At 68.3% G+C, this 21,941-nt stretch carries 17 protein-coding genes; 6 read left to right on the top strand and 11 right to left on the bottom strand.

What is annotated here, in order from left to right:
• Window positions 1-38: 38 nt before the first annotated feature.
• Window positions 39-536 carry a peptidylprolyl isomerase gene (locus tag GV790_RS12660; protein WP_130918458.1) on the bottom strand — a complete coding sequence of 166 codons (498 nt, stop codon included), beginning with the start codon at window positions 534-536 and terminating at the stop codon, window positions 39-41.
• A gap of 145 nt (window positions 537-681) precedes the next feature.
• Here GV790_RS12660 and GV790_RS12655 point away from each other — a divergent pair, with 145 nt between their 5' ends.
• Together GV790_RS12655 and GV790_RS12650 are read left to right on the top strand one after the other, a co-directional pair.
• The gene (locus tag GV790_RS12655; RefSeq protein ID WP_375139388.1) at window positions 682-3,969 is read left to right on the top strand and encodes an arabinosyltransferase domain-containing protein; all 3,288 of its coding nucleotides are present in this window, start codon (window positions 682-684) and stop codon (window positions 3,967-3,969) included.
• Window positions 3,970-3,982: 13 nt separating this feature from the next.
• Complete coding sequence (locus GV790_RS12650) at window positions 3,983-4,708, top strand: Uma2 family endonuclease (protein WP_163813544.1); 726 nt, start codon at window positions 3,983-3,985, stop codon at window positions 4,706-4,708.
• A gap of 95 nt (window positions 4,709-4,803) precedes the next feature.
• On the opposite strand, the gene GV790_RS30545 is transcribed toward GV790_RS12650, so the two are convergent.
• The 6 genes from GV790_RS30545 to GV790_RS12625 all read right to left on the bottom strand — a co-directional run bounded on the left by GV790_RS30545 (window position 4,804) and on the right by GV790_RS12625 (window position 15,232).
• Window positions 4,804-4,965: a hypothetical protein gene (locus tag GV790_RS30545; protein WP_014348450.1), complete on the bottom strand. Its 162-nt coding sequence runs from the start codon at window positions 4,963-4,965 to the stop codon at window positions 4,804-4,806.
• Window positions 4,966-5,212: 247 nt separating this feature from the next.
• Window positions 5,213-8,596, bottom strand: a complete 3,384-nt coding sequence (locus GV790_RS12645) for an arabinosyltransferase domain-containing protein (protein WP_309138994.1) — start codon at window positions 8,594-8,596, stop codon at window positions 5,213-5,215.
• A 61-nt stretch (window positions 8,597-8,657) separates the two neighbouring features.
• Window positions 8,658-10,472, bottom strand: coding sequence for a YfhO family protein (locus GV790_RS12640; protein WP_163813543.1), 1,815 nt, complete (start codon window positions 10,470-10,472; stop codon window positions 8,658-8,660).
• Window positions 10,473-10,609: 137 nt separating this feature from the next.
• Window positions 10,610-12,727 (bottom strand): galactan 5-O-arabinofuranosyltransferase, encoded by a 2,118-nt coding sequence (locus GV790_RS12635; RefSeq protein ID WP_163813542.1) that lies wholly within the window; start codon window positions 12,725-12,727, stop codon window positions 10,610-10,612.
• A gap of 250 nt (window positions 12,728-12,977) precedes the next feature.
• Window positions 12,978-13,757: a decaprenylphospho-beta-D-erythro-pentofuranosid-2-ulose 2-reductase gene (locus tag GV790_RS12630; protein ID WP_163813541.1), complete on the bottom strand. Its 780-nt coding sequence runs from the start codon at window positions 13,755-13,757 to the stop codon at window positions 12,978-12,980.
• A complete protein-coding gene (locus GV790_RS12625) occupies window positions 13,754-15,232 on the bottom strand; it encodes an FAD-binding oxidoreductase (protein ID WP_163813540.1) in 1,479 nt (492 codons plus the stop codon). Before GV790_RS12625 ends, GV790_RS12630 begins: the two co-directional genes overlap by 4 nt.
• Window positions 15,233-15,374: 142 nt before the next feature.
• Between GV790_RS12625 and GV790_RS12620 the strand changes: the two genes are divergently transcribed.
• A complete protein-coding gene (locus tag GV790_RS12620; protein ID WP_163813584.1) occupies window positions 15,375-15,833 on the top strand; it encodes a GtrA family protein in 459 nt (152 codons plus the stop codon).
• An 87-nt stretch (window positions 15,834-15,920) separates the two neighbouring features.
• Here GV790_RS12620 and GV790_RS12615 read toward each other — a convergent pair whose 3' ends face one another.
• Complete coding sequence (locus GV790_RS12615; protein ID WP_163813539.1) at window positions 15,921-16,526, bottom strand: pyridoxamine 5'-phosphate oxidase family protein; 606 nt, start codon at window positions 16,524-16,526, stop codon at window positions 15,921-15,923.
• Between the two features lie 338 nt (window positions 16,527-16,864).
• Window positions 16,865-17,347 (bottom strand): hypothetical protein, encoded by a 483-nt coding sequence (locus GV790_RS12610; RefSeq protein ID WP_163813538.1) that lies wholly within the window; start codon window positions 17,345-17,347, stop codon window positions 16,865-16,867.
• 240 nt (window positions 17,348-17,587) lie between these two features.
• Here GV790_RS12610 and GV790_RS12605 point away from each other — a divergent pair, with 240 nt between their 5' ends.
• Window positions 17,588-18,148, top strand: coding sequence for a DUF4282 domain-containing protein (locus GV790_RS12605; RefSeq protein WP_163813537.1), 561 nt, complete (start codon window positions 17,588-17,590; stop codon window positions 18,146-18,148).
• Between the two features lie 97 nt (window positions 18,149-18,245).
• Window positions 18,246-19,124, top strand: coding sequence for a helix-turn-helix domain-containing protein (locus tag GV790_RS12600; protein WP_280213280.1), 879 nt, complete (start codon window positions 18,246-18,248; stop codon window positions 19,122-19,124).
• A 21-nt stretch (window positions 19,125-19,145) separates the two neighbouring features.
• Here the strand turns inward: GV790_RS12600 and GV790_RS12595 are convergent, their stop codons facing one another.
• Window positions 19,146-19,700: a dTDP-4-dehydrorhamnose 3,5-epimerase family protein gene (locus GV790_RS12595; RefSeq protein ID WP_163813536.1), complete on the bottom strand. Its 555-nt coding sequence runs from the start codon at window positions 19,698-19,700 to the stop codon at window positions 19,146-19,148.
• A gap of 1 nt (window position 19,701) precedes the next feature.
• A complete protein-coding gene (gene rfbA, locus GV790_RS12590) occupies window positions 19,702-20,574 on the bottom strand; it encodes a glucose-1-phosphate thymidylyltransferase RfbA (RefSeq protein ID WP_163813535.1) in 873 nt (290 codons plus the stop codon).
• Between the two features lie 336 nt (window positions 20,575-20,910).
• Here rfbA and GV790_RS12585 point away from each other — a divergent pair, with 336 nt between their 5' ends.
• A complete protein-coding gene (locus GV790_RS12585; protein ID WP_178127826.1) occupies window positions 20,911-21,897 on the top strand; it encodes an alpha/beta hydrolase in 987 nt (328 codons plus the stop codon).
• Window positions 21,898-21,941 lie beyond the last annotated feature (44 nt).

Below are 21,941 nucleotides of genomic sequence, written 5' to 3'. Positions count from 1 at the left end.
AACACGCGGCGCGGAGGCGCCGCAGTCAGACAGCGAGATCAGGCAACCTTCGCGGATTCGATCACGACGTTCTCCGACGGAACGTCCTGGTGGACGCCGTGCGAGGAGGTGGAAACCGCGGCGATCTTGTCGACCACCTCGGTGCCCTCGGTGACGGTGCCGAACACCGCGTAACCCCAACCCTGGCCGGCCGGCTGGGTGTGGTTGAGGAAGTCGTTGTCGGCCACGTTGATGAAGAACTGCGCGGTCGCCGAATGCGGGTCGTTGGTGCGCGCCATGGCGACGGTGTAGCGGTCGTTCTTGAGGCCGTTGCCCGCCTCGTTCTGGATCGGGGCCTTGGTCGGCTTCTGCTTCATATCGCCGTCGAAGCCGCCGCCCTGGATCATGAAGCCGGGGATGACGCGGTGGAAGATGGTGCCGTCGTAATGCCCGGCGTTCACGTACTCCAGGAAGTTCTTCACCGTGTTCGGTGCCTTGGCGTCGTCCAGCTCCAGCCCGATGGTTCCGTAGTTCGTCTCGAGATTCACCTTTGTCATACCCCACAGCTTTCCACTAGCCCCACCGGTCGACGGTAATTCGGGTGCCGTTTCTTCCGAATCCGCGTTCTGCTAAATAGCCGCCGCCCGGGCAATGTCGTGCTGAGCACGCCCCGTCTGGCACCGCGCTCTAGACTTCCCAACCGTGTCAGATGCAGTCGCTGTTTTGCCGGAGACGCCGCCCGCACCGCAGGTCGCTCCGCGCGATTTCCGGACCGCGCGGCTCATCGCGCTGGTCGCGGGAGTGCTCGGTGCCCTGTTCGCGCTGGCCACGCCGTTCTTACCGGTGACGCAGACGACGGCGACGCTGAGCTGGCCGCAGAACGGGCAGCTCACGAATGTGCAGGCGCCGCTGATGTCGCAGGTGCCGATCGAGCTGCGCGCGACCATCCCGTGTTCGGCGGTCGCGCAACTGCCGCCGCAGGGCGGCATGCTGCTGGCCACCGCGCCGCCGCAGGGCGATCGGGCGGCGCTGGAGGCACTGTTCGTCCGGGTCTCGGACACCTCGGTGGACGTCGTCGACCGCAACGCCGTGGTCGCCTCCGCCCAGCGCGATGAGCTGGCCGGCTGCACCGACATCACCATCACCTCCGATATCGACCGCACGCACGCGATCTTCAACGGCCTGACCACCGATACGGGTCAGCCGGTGGAAGGGCAGCTGCTCGGCGATCTGCGGCCGCAGGTGGTCGGCGTCTTCACCGACCTGAAGGGTGAGGTCCCCGCCGGCCTGGCCTTCGACACCACCATCGACACCCGCTACAGCTCCACGCCGACCGCGATCAAGATGATCGCGATGATCGCGGCGGTGCTGTGCACGCTGATCGCGCTGACGGCGCTGGCCCGGCTGGACACCAGCGACGGGCGTGGTCACCGCCGGTTCCTGCCCGCGCACTGGTTCAAGCCGAGCTGGGCCGACGGCGCGGTCATCGGCACGCTGCTGGTGTGGCATTTCGTCGGCGCCAACACCTCCGACGACGGCTACATCCTGAGCATGGTCCGGGTCGCGCCGGACGCCGGCTATATGGCCAACTACTTCCGCTGGTACGGCGTCCCCGAGGCGCCGTTCGGCTGGTACTACTACGTCATCCAGCTCTTCGCCGAGGTGTCGACGGCCAGCCCGTGGGTGCGTCTGCCCGCGCTGGCCTGCGCGATCCTGTGCTGGATGGTGATCAGCCGCGAGGTGGTGCCACGGCTGGGTCGCGGGGTGCGCAACAGCCGGGTGGCGCTGTGGACCGGTGGCCTGGTGTTCCTTGCCTTCTGGCTGCCGTTCGACAACGGCCTGCGCTCGGAGCCGATCGTCGCGCTCGGCGCGCTGCTGACCTGGGTCTCGATCGAGCGGGCCATCGCCACCGGGCGGCTGCTGCCCGCCGCGGCCGCGGTGCTGATCGCCGCGTTCACCCTCGCCGCCGCGCCGACCGGCCTGATGTGTGTGGCCGCGTTGCTTGCCGGTATCCGGCCCATGGTCAAGATCGTGGTGCGTAAGCGGCGCGAACACGGGACGCTGCCGCTGCTCGCGCCGATCGCCGCCGCCGGTCTACTGGTGTTGACCGTCGTCTACAGCGATCAGACCTTCGCGGGCATCCAGGAAGCCAACCGGGTCCGCCAGGCCACCGGCCCCAACCTGGCCTGGTACGAGGACTACCTGCGCTACTACTACCTGTTCGTGGAGACCGTCGACGGTTCGGTCTCGCGCCGGTTCGCCTTCCTGGTGATGCTGCTGTGCCTGTTCACCACCATGCTGGTGCTGCTGCGCAGGCGCCGGGTGCCCGGCATCGCCAGCGCCCCGACCTGGCGGTTGATGGGCATCGTGTTCGGAACGATCTTCTTCATGATGTTCAACCCGACCAAGTGGACCCACCACTTCGGCGCCTACGCCGGTATCGCCGGTTCGCTGGCGGCGGTCACGGCGGTCGCGGTGTCGGCCAGCGCGCTGCGTGCGCGCAAGAACCGGGCGATCTTCCTGGCGGGTCTGCTGTTCGTGCTCGCGGTGGCGTTCTCCGGGATCAACGGCTACTGGTATGTCTCCAGCTTCGGGGTGCCGTGGTTCGACAAGCGGGTCTCGGTCAGCGGCATCCAGTCCAACACCGTCATCCTGATCCTGTTCGGACTGGCGCTGGCGCTGGTGGCCTGGCACGCGCTGCGTGAGGGGTATGCGAAACCGCCGAGTTCGCCGCGCTCGGCGCGCGGGCGGCGGATCCGGAAATTCGCCGCCATCCCGTTGACGCTGGTCGCCGCGGCGATGGTGCTGTTCGAGGTGCTCTCGCTGGTCAAGGGCGCGTACTCGCAGTACCCCGGCTATTCGCTGGCGCGCTCGAACTTCGACGCCATCACCGGCTCCAGCTGCGGTCTCGCCAACGACGTGCTGGTCGAAGCCGATCCCAACGGTGGCCGGTTGACCCCGATCATCGATCCGGCGAACCCGCCGACCAACCCGAACGATCCGCTGGCCGGCGTCGACCCGGAGGGCTTCGATCCCAACGGTGTGCCCGACGATCTGTCCGCCGACGCCGTCGAGGTGAAGCCGGGCACCGGTAACACCTCCACCCAGTCGGTCGGCGCCGCGTTCGCCGAGGGGCAGAGCGCGGGCACCGGCGGTGGCCAGGGCGCGCTCGGCGTCAACGGCAGCACCGTGGCCCTGCCGTTCGGGCTCGACCCGGCGACCACACCCGTGCTCGGTAGCTACCAGAACGGCGTGCAGAAGCCGGCCTTCGTGACGTCGAGCTGGTACGGGCTGCCGGAGCGGTCCGAGGACAAGCCGCTGATCGTCATCTCCGCGGCCGGGCGCATCCTGTCCTACGACGACACCGGCGCCATGCAGTACGGCCAGTCGCTGACCGTGGACTACGGCAAGCGTCAGCCCGACGGCAGCGTCACCCAGCTGGGCACCTACCTGCCCCGCGATATCGGACCGTTCCCGTCCTGGCGCAACCTGCGGGTGCCGCTGGACGAGATCGCCCCCGAAGCCGATGCGGTGCGCATCGTCGCCAACGACCCGATCCTGATCGGCGACCAGTGGCTGGCCTTCACCCCGCCGCGGGTGCCGACCCTGGAATCGGCCAACAGCTTCCTCGGTTCCGAGCAGCCCGTGCTGCTGGACTGGGCCGTCGGCCTCCAGTTCCCCTGCCAGCGTCCCTTCGACCACCGCTACGGCGTGGCCGAGGTCCCGCGCTACCGCATCCTGCCCGACCGCCCGCTGGCCGTGAGCTCCACCGACACCTGGCAGGCCCAGGAATTCGGCGGCCCCCTCGGCTTCTCCCAGATGCTCGCCGAATCGGTCACCATGCCCACCTATCTGAAGGACGACTGGGCCCGCGACTGGGGTTCCCTGGAACGCTACGACCAGTACTACGAGGCAGTCCCGGCCGAACTGGAGACGGGCACCGAAACCCGCTCCGGTTTGTGGCAGCCGGGCAAGCTCCGGGTGTTCTGAGCCGTCCCAGAACGTGACGAAGGGCGGTGCTCGTCATATCGACGAGTACCGCCCTTTCTGCGGAAGCCGGCTCCGGGCTGCGGATGCGGGGGAAGGTGCGGGACTTCTGAGCAGTCTGGACTGTTATAAGTCTGGCGGTACGCTCGTCGGCATGACGAGCGGCGCCCCGAGCGACTGGTACCGGTGGATCCCCGCGCAGATTACTGCGGCGGAATACGAGGATCTGCCTGCGGATTTCAGCCGCACCATCGAGGTGGTCGACGGGCACATCGTGAAGTGCGAGAGTCCGTCGCGGTTGCACAACCGGGTGGCGCGCAGGTTGGCTGCCTCACTGGAGAGCGGCCGTAAGCCCGAGCCATGCCTGATGGTCGAAACGGACGTCGACGTCCGGCTCAGCGACGTTCCGTTGAGCCTGCGCCGCCCGGACGTCACGGTGTATCACTGCCTGGAGGATGACGAACGGCTCTACGCCGGCGACGCCGTACTGGTCGTGGAGATCGTTTCGCCCGACAGCTCCTTCCGGACCGACACCGTCGAGAAAAAGGCTGTGTACGCGTCGGCCGGCATCCCCGCTTACCTGATCGTGTACCCCAACGAATCCGGCGACGGAATCTCCCAGATCGAGGAATTCCGGCTGTCGGACGGCCGCTACCACCTCGTCTACCTGCACACGCGCCGCCTGACGATGGAAGATCCGGTGCCGGTCGACGTCTCCTTCGCCGAATTGATCTCTGGGTGATCGGCTTCTGGTCGCGCGCCTAGGAAACTGAGGAAGGGCGGTGTTCGTCGATATGACGAGCACCGCCCTTTGGGTGGACGAGGGAAGTTCGCTGACTACACGTTGGTGAGGCGCCGGCCGAGTTCGCGCCGTAACACCTCCTGATCGGGTAACCGATTGAGCACCCGTAGCACCGACGGGCGCAGTTCTCGTTGCTCCTCGTCGGTGAGCAGTCCGACGAGATCGCGCAGGGGCATATCTTCGAAGGCCGGAGTCATAGGTTCAACTGTACGACTCGACGCTGGGTAAATCCTGAGATCGAAACAAGCAGTAGCGCAACGTTTCCCGGGCCGACACTGAGTGACCGGTGAGTTACTGCGCGGTATCGCCGGCGGCCGGAAAATCTACCCCGTCCGCGGGCGGATATACCCACCAGAGGGAAGGCAGGCGGTACATCCGTCGCGGCGGTGCGGTGACGTTGGCACTACGTCGACAGTGCCCTGTCGCCCGAGGAACTCGCTCGGGTCATCTGATCCGGATCGGGGAGTCGTCGGCCAGACCCGAGCGGGTCACGGTCGTGATGTCGAGTTCGGCCGGCATCGCATCCGGGTCGTACGGGGTGAACTGTTCCAGCGAACCCCAGTCGCGGCCCCAATCGTCGTTCAGGTACGTGGGCACGGTCTCGGCTTGCAGTAGTAGTTCGGTCCAGCCGAGGGGGCCGCCGCCGATGTCGTCCTGCCAGGCGTTGGAGGCGTCGGAGCCGACGCGGTCGGGCAGGATGCGCCAGCGCGGGACCTCGGCCACGCCGTAGCGGTGGTCGAAGGGACGCTGGCAGGGGAAGGCCAGGCCGACGTGCCAGTCCAGCAGGACCGGGTCGGTGTGGCCGACGACCGAATCGAGGGTGGCCAGGCGCGGCAGGCGGGGCGGGGTGATGGCCAGCCATTGCCGCTGGGTGATGTCATTGTCGGTGGCGACCAGGCGCACCGCGTTCACCTCGGCGGGCAGCTGGTCCAGCGGCACGCGCAGGTTGCGCCAGGACGGCGCCGGTCCGATATCGGTCGGCGCGATCGCGCCGAGGACGGTCATGGTGCCGTCGGCGGCGCGGGTTCCGTACTCCAGCACCAGGTCCTGGCCGTAGGTGAGCACGCCGTCGGCGTCGACGGAGCGGATACGACCGGCCGCGGTGATGGCGAGCACCTGGTAGGCGGGGTCGTCGCGCAGGGAGTCGGACAGGTCGAGGCGATACCACTGGGTGGTGAGCTTCGCCTGCTTCTGGTCGTCGTCCTGGTAGCTGCCGAGCACCGGGGTGCGGGCGGGGTCGAGGCCGAACGGGAGCGCGACAGTCGACCCGTTGATGCCCGCCTGCGCGGTGGTGCCGCCGCCGGTGCCCGCGCCGGTGGTGTCGCTGGTCTTGTTGTCGTTATCGGTTTCGACGGTATTGGCGCCGCCGCCGGCGATTTCCTCGGCGTCGGCGGTGAGATCGTCGGCCACGCCGTCGGGGGTGAATCCGACCGTCTGTACGCCGGGTTCGCTGGAGACGAGACCGTCGGCGGGGTCGCCGTCGTACGGAGTCAGCAGTGAATCGGCGGTATTGGTTTCCACCAGTACCGAATCCGCGAGCGCGCAGGGCTCACCGGCCAGGGATCGCACATTGGATTTCGCGACCGAGTACGCGGGGTATTGGGAAACGGCGGCTTTGGCCAGCGAGGCCACCTCGAAGATCACCATCAGCGCGGCCGCGATCGTCAACGGGGCCGAGGCGTACCGGCCCCATCGCGAACCGCCGGAACGCTGATACGGCTGCCGGTAATGCAGCCACAGCGCGACCAGCAGCGCCAGCACGCTGAGCCCGAGGAACAGCGTCGATATGCCCTTGCCCGCCACCAGCGGCGCCTTGTCCCACCAGGGCACACCGTAACTGGACACATACCACCAGCCGTTGGACCCGGTGAACGTGATGGCGAGCAGGAAAAGCACGGCCGCGGCGAACAGTGCCCGGTTACGCGCCGAGCGAATCCCGTTGACGCCCACCGCGACCGCCGCCAAAGCGGCGAGCGAACCGGCCAGCCCGGCATACACGCCGAAGTGATGGGTCCACTTGGTCGGCGTCCACATCATCAGCAGCAGCGAGGCGAACACGATGCCGAGGATGCGCACCGACGGCCCACGCGAGGTGCCGGGAATCCGGCCCTTGCGCAACACTTGCAGTACACAGACCAGCAGGCACAGCAGCATCAGCAGCACACCGAAACGCCGCGAGAGCGAACCGTCCGGCGCCAGCATGAGCAGCGAGTCCCAGCGGGTGCGCTCGTCGAACCACGCGACGTTGGGCCCGACGATGGTGCGCACCCGGGTGGCTTCCATGACGGTGGCCAGGGTCTGGTCGGCGAAGATGACCACCAGCACCAGGGTTCCGGCGGCGATGCCCGGTGCGAGCAGCGCCGCGTAGCGGAAGGTTCCGCTGGCGAGCGAACCGCGCGGGCGCTGAGCGGGTTTCGCATCGGGTTCCCGAACCCGGCTGTCAGGTCGCTGGGGGACGCCGTCCGGCCGAGCTTCGCCCCGCGCCCGCGCCCGAGCCTCGGCGAGCACCGACTGCGTCGCAACCTCGCCCCGCGCGCGCTTCACGATCACCTGCAACACCGGCCGTGACCCAGCGATCAGTGCCGCGATACAGATCAGCCCGGTCGGCCCGGCAGCCAGCGAGAACGCCGCGATGAGAATGCCGATCGCCGCGGGCAGCAACCGCGAGGTGGCGATGGCGCGTTCGATCGAGCACCAGGTGAGCAGCGCACCGGCAGCGATCAGCGGTTCGGGCCGCAGGCCGTTGTCGTAGGGCAGCCAGAAGGCCAGGAACACCAGCCCGGCCGTCCACAATGCCACCTTGTTGCGGCGCACTCGCGCACCGAGCCGGGGCAGCACCTCGCGGCTGATCACCAGCCAGCACACCACGCCGGCCAGCAGCGCGGGCAGCCGCATCCACGGGCTGGCGTCGGAGACCCGCGTCATCCATGACAGCACCTCGTACGACCACCCGAACGGCGCCTCCGGCACCCCGAACCAGCGGTAGTAGTTGGCCATGTAGCCGGCGTGCTCGGAGGCGCGCGCCATGTTCAGGATGTAGCCGTCGTCGGAGGTGTTGGCGCCGATGACGTGCCAGAGCGCGAGCGTGCCGAGCACCGCGCCGTCGGCGAGGGTGAACCGCCACCAGTGCGCGGGCAGGAAGCGGCGCGCACGTCGCCCGTCGGAGGTGTCGAGCAGATGCAGCGCGATCAGCGCGACGATGGTGCTCAGCACCGCGATGATCATCGCGGCGAGCTTCAACACGCTGGGCGAGGAGCTGAAACGCGAATCGATATCGGCGTGCAACCGGATGCCGTCGAGCCGCGCCTGCTCCAATTCGGTGAACACGCCGACCATCTGCGGCCGGATATCGCGAGTGACGGTGGCGCGGAACGGCGTTCCATCCGCGCGATTCGCCCCGGCGATCTCGGCGCTGGTGGCCGCGGCTTCCGAGGTGACCCGCACGACTTCACAATCGCCGATCTCGGCCACCGGCGCCGACAGCAACGGCACATCACGCAACAGCACCGACAGCGAACCGTCGCGCACCGCCACGATCAGCCCCTTGGCCGAGGCCTGATCCGACTCCATCGGGATGGTGGAGACCAGCGTGCCCGTAGCGTCCCGCAGCACCGGGCACGGCACCGTGAGCTCGAGGCGCAGCGGTTCGTAACTCACCAGTGGCGCTTCGACGCTCGTCTGCCCGGCCTGCGGCCAGTCGAGCACCGCCTGCTCCTGACGCACCGGCAGCAGCGGGGTCAGCAACGCCAGCACGAATCCGAGAAATCCGGAGACGAGGGCGATCAGGCGGAGACGGTTGAACGCTCTGGGAGATCGGTCCGGTCGCACGGGACTCGACTCTAACCGGCGCTGCCGGACGGAGCCCGCTGCCTGCCCTTGGGCGCCGAAGCTAACGCAGCATCCGCACGTCCCACACCCAGACGTCCTCGACCCTGGTCGGTCCGGTGCCGAGCAGTTCGGTCATGGTCTGGCGCAGGGTATCGGCGTTGGTGGTGCGTGGCAGTACCACCACGTCGGCCTGCCAGTACCGCAGATCGGCCAGTGCCGCCGCGCGGTCGTCGGCGTCGATCGCCGGAACCTTTCCGGTGTCCTGCGCCTTCACCAGCAGCGACGCGGTGGCCCGCGCGGCGGGACCGTAGATGCCCTTCTTGTCCGCGCCGGTGGGCCCGACGAAGTAGCCGCCGGCGAGCGGGAAGGTGAAGCCCGCGTCGGCTTGCCAGCGCAGCGCCCGCGCGTCGGGTGGGCGCGGCGGCGGCACCACCACCACCGAGCCGTGGTCGACGTACCGGTCGACGGTGCCGTCGGCGAAGAACTGCGGCGTCTCCTGGCGTTCGGCCACCGGCAGGATCGTCGGCACCAGCGGCAGCAGCGCGAAGGCGAGCGCGGCGAACCAGCCGAGCGGCTTGGGGTCGACCGCGGACTCCTTCCACAGGGCGACGGCCCGTTCGGTGGCCAGCGCCAGGATCACCGCGATGGCCGGAATCGCGGCCATGGTCAGCCGGGATTCCAGCATGGAGTTGACCAGCGGCACCGATTCGAGCAGCCGCCATGGCAGCGCGATGCCGGTGGGTTCTTTGCCGAACTCCGCCTCCGAACCCAGTGACAGCACCCCGAACACCACGATGACGCCCGTCGCGGCCCGCACCATGCGCTCACGCCACAGCAGCGCGACGGTCGCCACCAGCAGCAACAGCAGCGGCCAGCCGAAATAGGCGTTCTGTTCGGTCGGATTGATCGCCACGCTCTGGCCGGGGGCGAACATGCCGCCGAGCGATTCCGAGGGGAACTGGGCGATGGCCTTGAGATCGTTGCCCATCGGACCGTGGTCGATGGATCGATAGCTCTGCGGCCCGAAGAACTGCCACCACAGCGGGATCGCGGTGAGCGCGAGCGTAATCGCCGCGGCCAGCGCCACCGTCGGGGTGGCGCGGCGCAGCACGAGCAGCCCGGCCCGTGGTTCGCGCAGGTAGTAGCCGATGGCGAAGACCGCGATGGCGAGCGCGAAGATCAGCAGCGGTTCCTCGCCGAGCGCGATCTGCGTGGCCACCAGTAAGCCGAGGATCAGCGCATCGCGAACCCGGTGGCCCGGCCGCTCGGTCACGCTCGCCCGGCGCACCAGCCGGATCAGCTGCCCGGCGATCAGCGGCAGCAGCACCAGCACCACGAAGTTCGGGTGGGCATTGGCGTGCGAGATCATCGCCGGCGCGAAGCCGCAGAACAGACCGCCGATGACGGCCGCGGTCCGCGAACTCACCAGTTCCCGGGAGAACAGCCAGTACCAGGCGAACGCGGTCGCGCTCAGGCCGAGGGTGAGGACGAACACGAAGGTGACCGTCGGCCCGAACAACAGGGTGACCGGCGTCAACGGGATCCCGACGCCGAACATGGCCGTATTGGCCATCATGTTCACCCCGGCCGGGAAGTTTTGCAGATTCGTCCCGAGCGGGTTCTCCAGATTCGCGACCGAATGGGCGGTGACCGCGAAGAACCACTCCCACATGGTCTGGTCCTGGCCGCTCTTGATCAGGTAGGAGCCGCTGGTATCGCGCCACTGCCCGGACAGGATGACGGTCGCGAGCACCAGGTAGCCGGTGCCGACCAGCAGGTCGGCGCGCGGTATCCGCAGCCGCGGACGGGTCCGTTCGGGTGTGTGGCCGGTGGTGAGCCGCGGGGCCGTCGACGGCCCTTCCGTCGCGACCTCCACCGCCGTCGATCCACCCCGCTCGACGTCAGGTTCCCCACTCAAAACGTAATACAACTCCTCGTGCCGGCCGGATCAGCAGCCCACCGTACCCAACCACCCTGAGTGCGAGCTGACAACCCGCGGCCTGCCCGCCGCCCTCAGCGCGCGAGCGTGATCAGCGTGAACGGACCGATATCGGTGCTGGTGAAGCGCGGATCGTCGAACAGCGCGCGGGGGAAGGCGACGGTGTACCGGCTCACATTCGGATCGTTGGGATAGACGTCCTTTGCGAGCCTCAGCGTGTAGTCCTCGCCGCTGCGCCGGAACAGGAACGCATCCGGAGCCCGCCACGGCGCCGCGTCCATCGCGTCGAGCAGTTCCTGCGGGGATTCCAGCGCGCTCCACGCTTCGATCGCCGCCGCGCGTTCGGCGAATTCGGCGAGCGGGTTGGCGTAGTGCGAGGTCAGGCCCTGGAAACCGAAGTAGGGGTAGTAGGCGAGGAAGGTGGTGTCGGCGGTGAGCAGCACCGTCTCCGAGCGGGGGCGTCCGGTTCGGGCGGTGAGCGCGGCGTCGATCTCGCGGTAGTAGGCCACCGCCGACGGGTCGCGCTGATCGGCGCGCACGCCGTCGCCGTCGGTGTCGGTGTAGGCGGTGGTGATCTCCGGCGCCAGCACCCGCGGAATGTCCTGGGTGAAGGCCAGCGCACCGACCAGCGCCACCACGACCACCACGATCCGGAACCGCTCCGGTTCGTTGAACGCCTGATACGCCGCCCGCGCGCCCTCCACGAAACCGAACGCACCCGCCGCGGCCAGCAGCACCAGCAGAATCGGTTCCAGGCGGAACGACAGCAGAGTCGTCCCCGCCACGGTCGCCAGCATCGACAGCAGCGACCACAGATACACCGCCAGCACGCCGATCCCGAGCGCCTGCGCCCGCCGCGACGATCCCGCCCGCAGCACCAGCCAGATCGTGCCGATCAGGCAGAACCCGCCGAGCAGCGAGAATTCCACCATCGGGAACGGCAGCTCCGCGCCGGCCTCGGGCAGATAGTGGAATGCCGTGCCGCCGCTGGGCCAGCTGCCGCCGAGCAGCTCGAGCAGGAACGGCAGATAGACGGTGAGCGCGATGAGCCCGGCGATCGCGCCGATGACGACGAGCCGCGCCAGCGGAGGAAGTGCGGCCCGCCACGCGCCGCCGTCGCTCACACCGGAGCGCTGCGTGGAAGCGGTGATCTGGGTGGTGCCGGTGGCAGTGGTGGCAAGGGTGGCACCCGGGCCCTGCGTGGCATCGGCGTCCCGCGTGGCACCGCCGCCCCCGGTGCCCTGGGTGGCATTGGCGCCCGAGGTGGCGGCGGGCTGCGTGGCGGTCATGTCCCGCTGGGCGGTGGTGGGGTGGGTGACGGCGGCGTACCCCGCCGCGACCAGCGCCATCAATGTCACCGCGAAGGCCGCGAACGCGAGGTACAGCGTGTAGAAAGTGGCGGCCACCCCCAGGAATATCCCGGTGCCGAGCACCGCACCCCAGCCACCTGCGGTTCCCCGCTGTACGCCCGGCCGATGCAGTGCACCCCAGGCCAGCACCAGCACCGGCGGCAGCAGAATCGCGATGACGGCGCCATAGGCCTCCGGCGCGGCATACGCGACCCCGACCGCCGTCACCGCCGCCGCCACCGCGACCGCCCAGTCCGCGCGGATCAGCTCCGACCACAGCACCAGCGCGAGCACCGCGGCCACCGCGATCGAGCCGATGGCGTACGGCTTGAAGACCTCCCACCCGTCCATGCCGAGCACATTCGCCACCCGGCCGCCGATCCAGAACCATCCGGCCGGATAGAACGGCGGCAGATCCGCGTAGGTCATATCGCGCAGCGCTGCGCTGTCGGTGAGCCTGGTCAGGTACTCGGTGCGGAACTCCTGATCGACGGAGACACCGAACAGGTACAGCTTGGTCGCGGCCAGCGGCATCCCGAGCGTCACCGTGACGAACGCCGAAATCCCGGCCCACGACAGCAGTTTCGCCAACCAGAGCTTGGTCTTGCGCCGGATCAGCACGATCGACGCGACCAGCAGCAGGGCCGAGGCCACCTGCCCGACTGTGGTGAGGGCGCGAGTCACATTGGAGGAGTTGAACGCTGGCCACTGCACCAGCGAAAACGCGTACAGGCCGACCGCCGCGACCACGGCCGCGACAACCGTCGCCAGCACCGCCTGCCCCAGCGCGCCCCCGACCCGGCGCACCAACTGCCCCGACCGCACATCGTCGTTCGTTGTCATCGGCGCGCCCAACCTCCGGCTCCTGTCGTACCGACTGCACGTCGCGGTCAGCCTAGTGGAGCCTCATCCGCGCGCCTCCGTGCCGAGGTCCAGTGGCCATCACGCGCATTCGACTGCCGGAGTCCGGTGGGCTGCCTCTGCGCCCTCGACGTCCCAGCCCGGCCGGCTCGAAGTTTCAGTCGACGGCGGCCGCGCGGGTAAGCCGCTGGTCGTACCCCGCAGGGCACCGCGACCGCCGTCGATCACCTGCTCACATCGGGAGTTTGCGGAAGATCGGGCGCGGAATGTGGCGCAGCACCGACATCAGGTAGCGCACCTGTCCGGGAGCCCAGATCAGCTCCTTGCCCTTCTGCGAGGCCTCGACCGCGAGCGCGGCCACCTCTTCCTTGTCGACGGTGAACGGTGCTTCCTTGGCCCCGGTCGCCTTCCAATGCTCCAGCGTGGTGGTGGTGCGCACCTGGCCAGGCCGGATGACGAGCACGCGCGGGCCGTAGGGCCGCAGCGCCTCACCGAGGCCGAGGTAGAAGCCGTCGAGGCCGGCCTTGGTGGAGCCGTAGACGAAGTTGGAGCGGCGCACCCGCTCACCGGCGACCGAGGACATGGCGATGATGCGGCCGTAGCCCTGCGCCTTCATCTTCTCGCCCACCAGCACGCCGACCGACACCGCAGCGGTGTAGTTGATGCCGACGGTCTGCACCGCCTTGCGCTGGTTCTGCCACAGCTCCTCGGCATCGCCGAGAACACCGAAGGCGACGATGGCGACATCCACATCGCCGCCGTCCCAGGCCTGATCGATCACCTTGGGGTGGCTGTCGGTGTCGAGCGCGTCGAAATCGACGACATCGACCTGCTCGGCCCCGGACGCCTTCATCTGCGCCACCGCGGTATCGCGCAGCGGATCATTCGGCAACGTGGCCAGGATGATCCGGGCGGCGCCCTTCTTCAGATACTCGGCACAGATCGCCAGCCCGATCTCCGACGTTCCGCCGAGCAGCAGGATGGTCTGCGGGTTACCTACTGCGTTGATCACTGGAGCTCCAGCCTCCTGGCCATATCGGACATGAAAACGCCTGTGGGGTCGACACTTCGGCGGATCGCGATCCACTCGTCGATGCGCGGGTACATCCGGTGGAAGGTTTCGGCGGTGGTGCGCGAATCCTTCGCGGTGTAGAGCCGGCCGCCGAATTCCAGGACGCGCTTGTCGAGTTCGGTGACCAGCTCGTTCAGGCCGGGCCGGATCGGGAAGTCGACGCAGATGTTCCAGCCGGGCATCGGGAAGCTCAGCGGAGCCTGGTTGCCGGGGCCGAACAGCTTGAAGACGTTCAGCGCCGAGATGTGCCCGGACGCCTGGATATCGATGATGATCCGCTTGAACTCCTCGACCGCTTCGGTCGGCACCACGAACTGGTACTGGAGGAAGCCGGCCGGACCGTAGGCCCGATTCCACTCCGCCACCATGTCGAGCGGGTGATAGAACTGGGTCAGGTTCTGCACCTTGCCGGTGTAGGTGCCGCCCATGGCGTAGTACGCCTCGCCGACAGCGCCGAGGGTCAGCTTGTTCGCCGTCCAGCTCGGGAAGATGTTGGGCACGGTGAGCAGCTGCGGTGCGTCGAACTTCAGCGGGTTCTTGCGCAGTTTCTTGGGCAGTTCGTCCACCGTCGCCAGGCGGCCGCGGGTCAGGCAGGCTCGGCCGAGCTTCGGCAGCGGGTTCATCACGTCGAACCACGCACTCGAGTACGTGTAGTTCGCCTCGCTCCCATCGCTGTGCACCGCGATGGTCTCGTCCAGCGTCCTGGTCTTGACGCCGTCGTTGAGGAAGTACGCGGTCTCGGTCGGGATCATCTCGATCGTCGCGCGCAGGATGATGCCGGTCAGCCCGTTGCCGCCGACCGTCGCCCAGAACAGTTTCGCGTTCTTCTTCGGCGAGATGGTCTGCACCTGGCCGTCGGCGGTGAGCAGGTCGATCGAGCGGACGTGGTTGCCGAAGCTGCCTTCGGAGTGATGGTTCTTACCGTGGATATCGGAGGCGATGGCGCCGCCGATGGTGACCTGCCTGGTGCCGGGCAGCACCGGGACCCACAGGCCGAACGGCAGCGCCGCCTTCATCAGCTGGTCCAGGCTCACGCCACCGTCGACGTCGACCAGGTGGGTGTCGCCGTCGATGCGGTGGATGCGGTTGAGCGCGGTCATGTCGACGACGAGGCCGCCGCCGTTCTGCGCGTGATCGCCGTAGGAGCGGCCGAGCCCGCGCGCGATGATGCCGCGGCGCAGGTGGGCGGGCTTGCCGTCGTTGTCCTCGGCGACCATGGCCACGGCCTTGGCGATCAGCTCCGGATCGCTGGTCGAGAGCACTTCGGCGGATGTAGGTGCGGTGCGACCCCACCCGGTGAGCGTCCGGGTGCGCGTCGGTAGATCGAACGCGCGGCCCGCGCCGTTGGTGGCGGCGGGAACGCTGTCATCACCGGTCGTCGTGGTGGGGGTCGTAGCTTTCGTGGACATCGGCATAGAGGCTACAGGTATCGCCGACCGGGCGGCCGGGGTCGCCGTACCCGCCGGTATGGCGTCGGCCACGCGCGCGGCCCCGGCGCGGTGGACGCGGTCCGGGCCGGTGGATGCGCGGTGGGCCGCGGCGGTGTCCATTACTCTCGTGCGCGTGAGTGCCGAACCCCATCTGCCGCTTCCGGTCGAACTTCCGCTGGTCGACGAGCCGGGCGGCACGGACGTCGACCTGAAGACGCAGGTGATCCGGTTCGGTCTGACCGGCGGGTTGTCGGCGATCGTCGACTTCGGCCTGTACTCCCTGCTGTACGCGCTGGGACTCCAGGTCAATCTCGCCAAGGCCATCGGCTTCATCGCGGGCACCACGACCGCTTACCTGATCAATCGCCGCTGGACCTTCCAAGCACCGCCGAGCCGCGTCCGTTTCCTCGCGGTGGTGGCGCTCTACGCGCTGACCTTCGCGGTGCAGGTCGGTCTCAACTGGGTGATGTACCAGGCACTGGACGACACCTGGTGGCGGTTGCCGCTGGCGTTCGTGGTCGCGCAGGGCACCGCCACCGTGATCAATTTCGTGGTGCAGCGGATGGTCATCTTCAAGATCGACTAGGGCGGACCGGCTCGGCACGGCCGGCGGACTGACGGCGTCCGCCGGCGAGGGAGGCTGCCGCCGGGCCGAGCGCGCCGCCCACTCCGCTCAGCTCTCGACCAGCGCGCCCGTCTCCGCCTTGACTCCGAAATAGTCGCCGCCCTTGGCGCGCACACTGTCGGTACCCCATTCGCGCTGTTCACGGCTGGCGGGCACCAGATGCGGGATGTGTTTGCGGCAGTGGATGTAGGCCTCTTCCACATCGACCACCACCCACAGCTGGGCCTCGCGCCCGCGCCGGCTCGGCGGCAGGCCGGGCACCCAGGTGCGCAGCGCGACATCGTCGACGATGCGGGCCGAGCCGTTGATGTGCAGGCCGATCAGATCGCGCAGGAAATCGATCAGCAGGATCCCGATGTGCGGGTTGGTGTGGATATTGCCGAGGCTGGCCAGTACACCGTTGCCCCGATATTCCGGGTAGGCGATCGTCTGCGCGTCGATGACGTGCAGGAAGCCCGGTTCGCCCGCCCGGAAGCTGGCATCGCATTCGCCGCGGGCGTCGGCGGTGGCGATGAACGCCATATCCATCCGGCCGACGAATTCGATCATCTGCTCGTTGAGCCGATCGCGGACCTGGTCGTCATAGAAGCGCCGGGCCCGGTCCTGGGTGCCGTGACGTTCCTGTAGTTCGTGCTCGCCGTCGCTGCCGCGCATGCGCGCCCCCTGAGATAGCCGGATTCGAGACCGTCGAGGCTCGTCGTCGAACCAGCGACTTAAAACGAAAGCTGGTCAATTTTATCCGGCAAACACTCGGTTGCGGAGCGGAATGCGTCCAGCCGGGCCGACGAATCCCGAGCTCGCCCAAGGTTTTCCGGGCACTGACAAAACAGACTGGTTCGTTCGATTATCGGCGTCGGGTTACCGCGCGGCGAACCCGCCCGCGCACAAGGGTTTTCGCGGCACGGCAAAGACCCCGTCAGGGAACGACGGGGTCGGTGTCTGCCGTGTGCAGTTGTCGATCGGACGGTCTGGTCCGTGTCTGCGGTGCCGGCTCAGCAGGCGACGCTGGTGAGCTGTCCACGCTTGCGGGCCGCGGCGGCCCGGACGGCGGCGCTGATCGCGACCACCGGCGGCAGCCAGCGGGCCTCGCCCGGGGCGATGCCCCAGCAGGCCGATCCGGCCGAGAGCTGGGTCGGCGGCAGCGGGATGCTCGCACCGTCGGTGTGGACGGTGACCCCGGCCGCGCGCATGGCCTCGATCGCCATGGCGGCCTTACGGGCACCGGTGACGAGGTGGATCTCGCGACGCTCGGTACCGGGGATCTCGATCACCGGTCCGGACAGGTTGTTGGCACGCAGGAAGCGACGGACCTCCGCGGCCAGCTCCCCACTGACCTCGATGGCGGACAGGTCGTCATCGGTGATCAGGCACAGACCGTTGGCCGTTTCGGCGACCGTCCAACCGCGCTGGGTGTAGTCCTGCGCGGCTGCGGACATGGCGTCCGCCGAGACGGAAGTCGGAAACGTCGTGCGCACTGTCTTCTCCATTCCCCGTTACAGATCAGGTCCTGCATTCATGGTTCGTATCGAGGGCAGGTGCCCGAAGCGTTACGAGATTCCGAGAATTTTTCACAACTGTCGGATTCGTCTCATTTACCGGCGAGTAATGGCGATCGGTGCTAGGGCGCCCATCGGCCGGTGGCATGGCTATGACCGGGGCAGATGTGACGAGGTCGGGGCTGGTTTCCGCGGCCGGGAGCGGGAAGGATTCCCGGCATGAGTGATGAGTCCGGCCGCACCGAGTCGCCGCAACCGGACGACCTGGAGGCCGAGTCGCGCTGGATCACCTGGCGCTCGACCGCGGCCCGCCGGTTCTCCGGCGCGGCCGCCGACGAGGAGACCCAGCCGGAGCCGTTCGTCAGCAGGCGCGCGTTCCGGCAGTGGTGCGCCGACGCCGTGCGCGGCCTGCTCGATGTGCAGTTCCGCAGGCCCGTCACCCGCACGCTGCTGCCGCTGGCCTATCTGCTCGGGCTGCTGTTCGCCTTCGGCATCCCGATCGCGCTGACGGTGCTGATGTGGCAGGCCTCGGCGTTGCTCGGCATCTTCGCCGCCTTGATCGCGGTGCCGCTGGGGTTGAGCATCGCCGCCTCGGTGCGCCTGGTGCTGGAGTTCCTGGTGAACGCCTCCCGGCTGGCCACTCGCGTCGAGCACATCAGCGATCTGGCCGACGACCTGTTCCAGGCGTTGTCCGACGTGGCCGAGCCGGTCAACCAGCTCTCCGAAGACGTTCGCGCGGTGCAGTTCTGGCGGTTCCGCCGCGGCGGCTCACGTAAGTGATTGTCCTGCAAGCGACACCTGTCCTATCTGTGACATCCCTGGTATTGCCGTCCGGTTTCCTTGTGGAACAATGCCGTTCGTCTAACAAGGGGGAACAGTGGCAGCACAGGGGACCACCGGCTCGACCATGCCGAGGCGGCGCCTCGGCAGGCAGCTGCGCGATCTGCGCAACCGGGCGAGGATGACCACACGCGCCGCGGCGCAGCAATTGGAATGGTCGGAAGCCAAGATCTGGCGCATCGAAACCGGGCAGACCTCACTGCGCGGCCTGGATGTGGAGGCCATGTGCAAGGTGTACGGGGCGCCGCCGGAGGCCGTCGCACCGCTCACCGCGCTGGCCAAGGAGACCAAGGCGCGCGGATGGTGGACCGGTTACAGCGACGTCATCGGTGAGGGATTCGACGTCTACATCGGGTTGGAGGAGGCCGCCGCGCGGCTGTACGCCTACGAGGACCAGCTGATTCCCGGCCTGCTGCAAACCGAGGCCTATGCTCGCGCGCTGCTGCGGGCCGCGCGCCCGGAGCTGTCCGATTCCGATATCGAGCGCCGGGTGCGGTTGCGGATGGCCCGCCAGCCCCTGCTCACCAGGGACGAAGCGCCGTTGCGGCTGGATGTGCTGATCGGCGAGGCCGCGCTGTGGCGGCCGCTGGGCGATCGTTCGGTGACCGCGGGCCAGCTCGACCATCTCCGGCTGATGTGCGAGCTGCCGAATGTGCGCATCCAGGTGGTGCCCTCGGATGCCGAGTACCACCGCGGCATCGAGTCCGGGCCGTTCGTGCTGCTGGAATTCCCCGCGCTCGATCCGGGGGCGGGTGCGCCGGAACCGCCGGTGGTGTACGTCGAGGCCTTCACCGGGCCGGTCTACCTGGACAAATCGCACGAAATCGACCGTTACCGGGCGGCTTTCGACAGTATCCGGGCGGTGGCGGTGGACGCGCGCACCGCGATCGATGACGCACGCGCCAACGTCCGCTGAGGCCTGCCCGGCGAGGCGGGCTCAGCGATCGGCGAGGCGGGGCGCGGCGGCGTCCTTCGGCGAGCGCAGGTAGGTCAGCGGACGGCCGTCGCGATCGGTGCGCGGCCAGTCGATGGCCAGCTGCGGATCGAAAGCGTCCAGATCATGGTCGAATTCGGGGGAGTATTCCAGCGAGCACAGATAGGTTACGGTGGAATCGTCGGCCAGCGACAGGATCGCGTGGCCGAGCCCCTCGGACAGGAACACCGAACGGCGGTGCACATCGTCGAGTACGACGCTGTCCCAGCGCCCGAACGTCGGCGAGCCCTCGCGCAGATCCACCACCACATCGAGGAAGGCGCCGCGCACGCAGCTCACGTATTTGGCCTGACCGGGTGGGTTTTCGGTGTAGTGGATGCCGCGCAGTACCCCGGCGGCCGACACCGAGGTGTTGACCTGGAGCAGATCGAAGCGCCGGCCGGTGGCCTTCTCGAACTCGGAGGCCTTGAACGTCTCGGCGAACGTCCCGCGCTCGTCGCTGTGCAGCCGCGGGGTGAACACCCATGCGCCCGGGATCGACATCTCCGTGATCTGCATGTCACCAACCTTGTCCGTGCTCGAGCAGATCGAGCAGATAGCTGCCGTACCCGGAGCGGACCAGCGGATCGGCCAGCACGCACAGCTGTTCGTCGTCGATATAGCCCATCCGCCAGGCGACCTCCTCCGGCACGCCGATCTTGAGGCCTTGGCGTTCCTCGATGGTGCGCACGTAGTTGGCGGCATCGAGCAGCGAGTCGAAGGTTCCGGTGTCCAGCCACGCGGTGCCGCGGGCGAGCACATCGACGTGCAGCTTGCCCGCTTCCAGATAGGCCCGGTTGATATCGGTGATCTCGTATTCGCCGCGTGCCGATGGCCGCAGGCCGCGGGCGATCTCGACGACATCGTTGTCGTAGAAGTACAGGCCGGGGATCGCGAAATTCGAGCGCGGGACCTTCGGCTTCTCCTCGATGGATACCGCTCGGCCGTCGGTGAATTCGACGACGCCGTAGGCCGAGGGGTCCGATACGCGGTAGGCGAAGACCGCGCCACCGTCCAGTCCGGCGAACCGGCTCAGGCTGGTGCCGAGGCCCGGCCCGTGGAAGATGTTGTCGCCGAGCACCAGCGCCGCGCAGTCGGTGCCGATATGGTCGGCGCCGAGGACGAAGGCCCTGGCCAGGCCGTCGGGTTCGGGCTGGACGACGTAGTCGATGGTGATGCCGAACTGGGTGCCGTCGCCGAGCAGGCGGCGGAACGATTCCGCGTCCTCCGGGGTGGTGATCACCAGGATCTCGCGGATCCCGGCCAGCATCAGCGTGGAGAGCGGGTAGTAGACCATCGGCTTGTCGTAGACCGGGACCAGCTGCTTGCTGACACCGCGCGTGATCGGGTGCAACCGGGTCCCGGTGCCGCCGGCCAAGATGATTCCGCGCATGTCTGCACAGTCTGCCAGGGCATCGGGGGATGAGGGCGACCGGTTCGACCGCCTGCGGCCGCGACGTTCGGGTGCGGCCGACGGCCGGCCCAGGCATCGAGCAGATTCCGAGTGCTGTTCGAAACGGTTACGGAGTGCGGGTACCAGGTATGGGGAACAGCGGATTCGGGCACTGTTGTTGCACAGATAGCGGTCACGCGGTGTGCCGGGGCGGCGAGTTGTGAAACATACTTGCTTCTGAACTGGCGCCGGGTGATCGGTGTGAACGTCAGCGTCGACGCTCATCCGGGCTGCCGTCCGGCCGGGGTTCGACGCCCCAGCGGAGGCAGGTGCGCCATGGGTGCGACAAAAGAACCGGGCATCGTGGTGAATCCCGGCGGTCCGAGTGCGCCGGGACGCGTCTTCGAGGCAGCCTTCCGAGGTGTGGTGCGACCGGTGCTGCGCAGCTTCCCGATCAACCGGATGACGCTGCCCGTCGGCGCGGCCCTGATCGACGGCCTGTCGATGTTGCGCCCGGAGCCCGCGGGCATCGACCGCGAACAGGTCAGGATGAAGGGTTTCCGGATGGAGATCGTCCGTCCGGCCGGAGCATCGCGGGCGCTGCGCCACGGTGCGGTGCTGTATTTCCACGGTGGCGGCTTCGCCATCTGTGGGCTGCGCACCCACCGGCCCGTCGTGGCCGGCTTGGCGCGCCGGACCGGGCTGCCGGTGGTCAACGTCGAGTACCGGCAGCTGCCCGGGACCCGGATCACCGAATCGCTGGCCGACTGCCTGGAGGCCTACCGCTGGCTGCTGCGCCACCGCGTCGATCCCGCGCGCATCGTCATCGCAGGCGATTCGGCGGGCGGTCTGCTGGCCTTCTCCACCGTGCTCGCCGCACTACAGGTGGGTCTGCCCGCGCCGGCCGGGATTCTCGGGCTCAGCCCGCTGCTCGATCTCGATTACGCTGCGAAGAGCGAGTACGAGAAGACCGCGCGCGACGCCTACATCCCGCTGGCGGCGCTGACGGCGGTGGTGCGGCTCGGCGGTGAGGTCGCCGGCGTACTCGATCCGAAGCTGTCCCCGGTCAACGCGACACTGACCGGACTGCCCCCGGTCCTGCTGATCGCGGCCGAACAGGAGCTGCTGCGCTTCGACAGCGAGCTCATGGCCCGGCGGCTCACCGCGGCGGGCGTGCCGAACTCGCTCGAGCTCTGGCGTGGCACGGTGCACGATTTCATGAGCATCGCGCCGAATCTGCCCGAGGGCCGGGCGGCCCTGGCGCGCGCCTCACGATTCATTCGAGCAAGAATCGAACAGGCCGAGCACGTGCGTACCGCGTGAACCGTGGGTGAACAATCCCGCACACGTGCCGAATCCGCCCGATA

Source organism: Nocardia cyriacigeorgica (assembly GCF_010858045.1).
GTDB classification, from domain to species: Bacteria; Actinomycetota; Actinomycetes; order Mycobacteriales; family Mycobacteriaceae; genus Nocardia; species Nocardia cyriacigeorgica_E.
The sequence above is the reverse complement of the archived record's forward strand: the minus strand, read 5'-3'. Positions and strand labels throughout refer to the sequence as shown.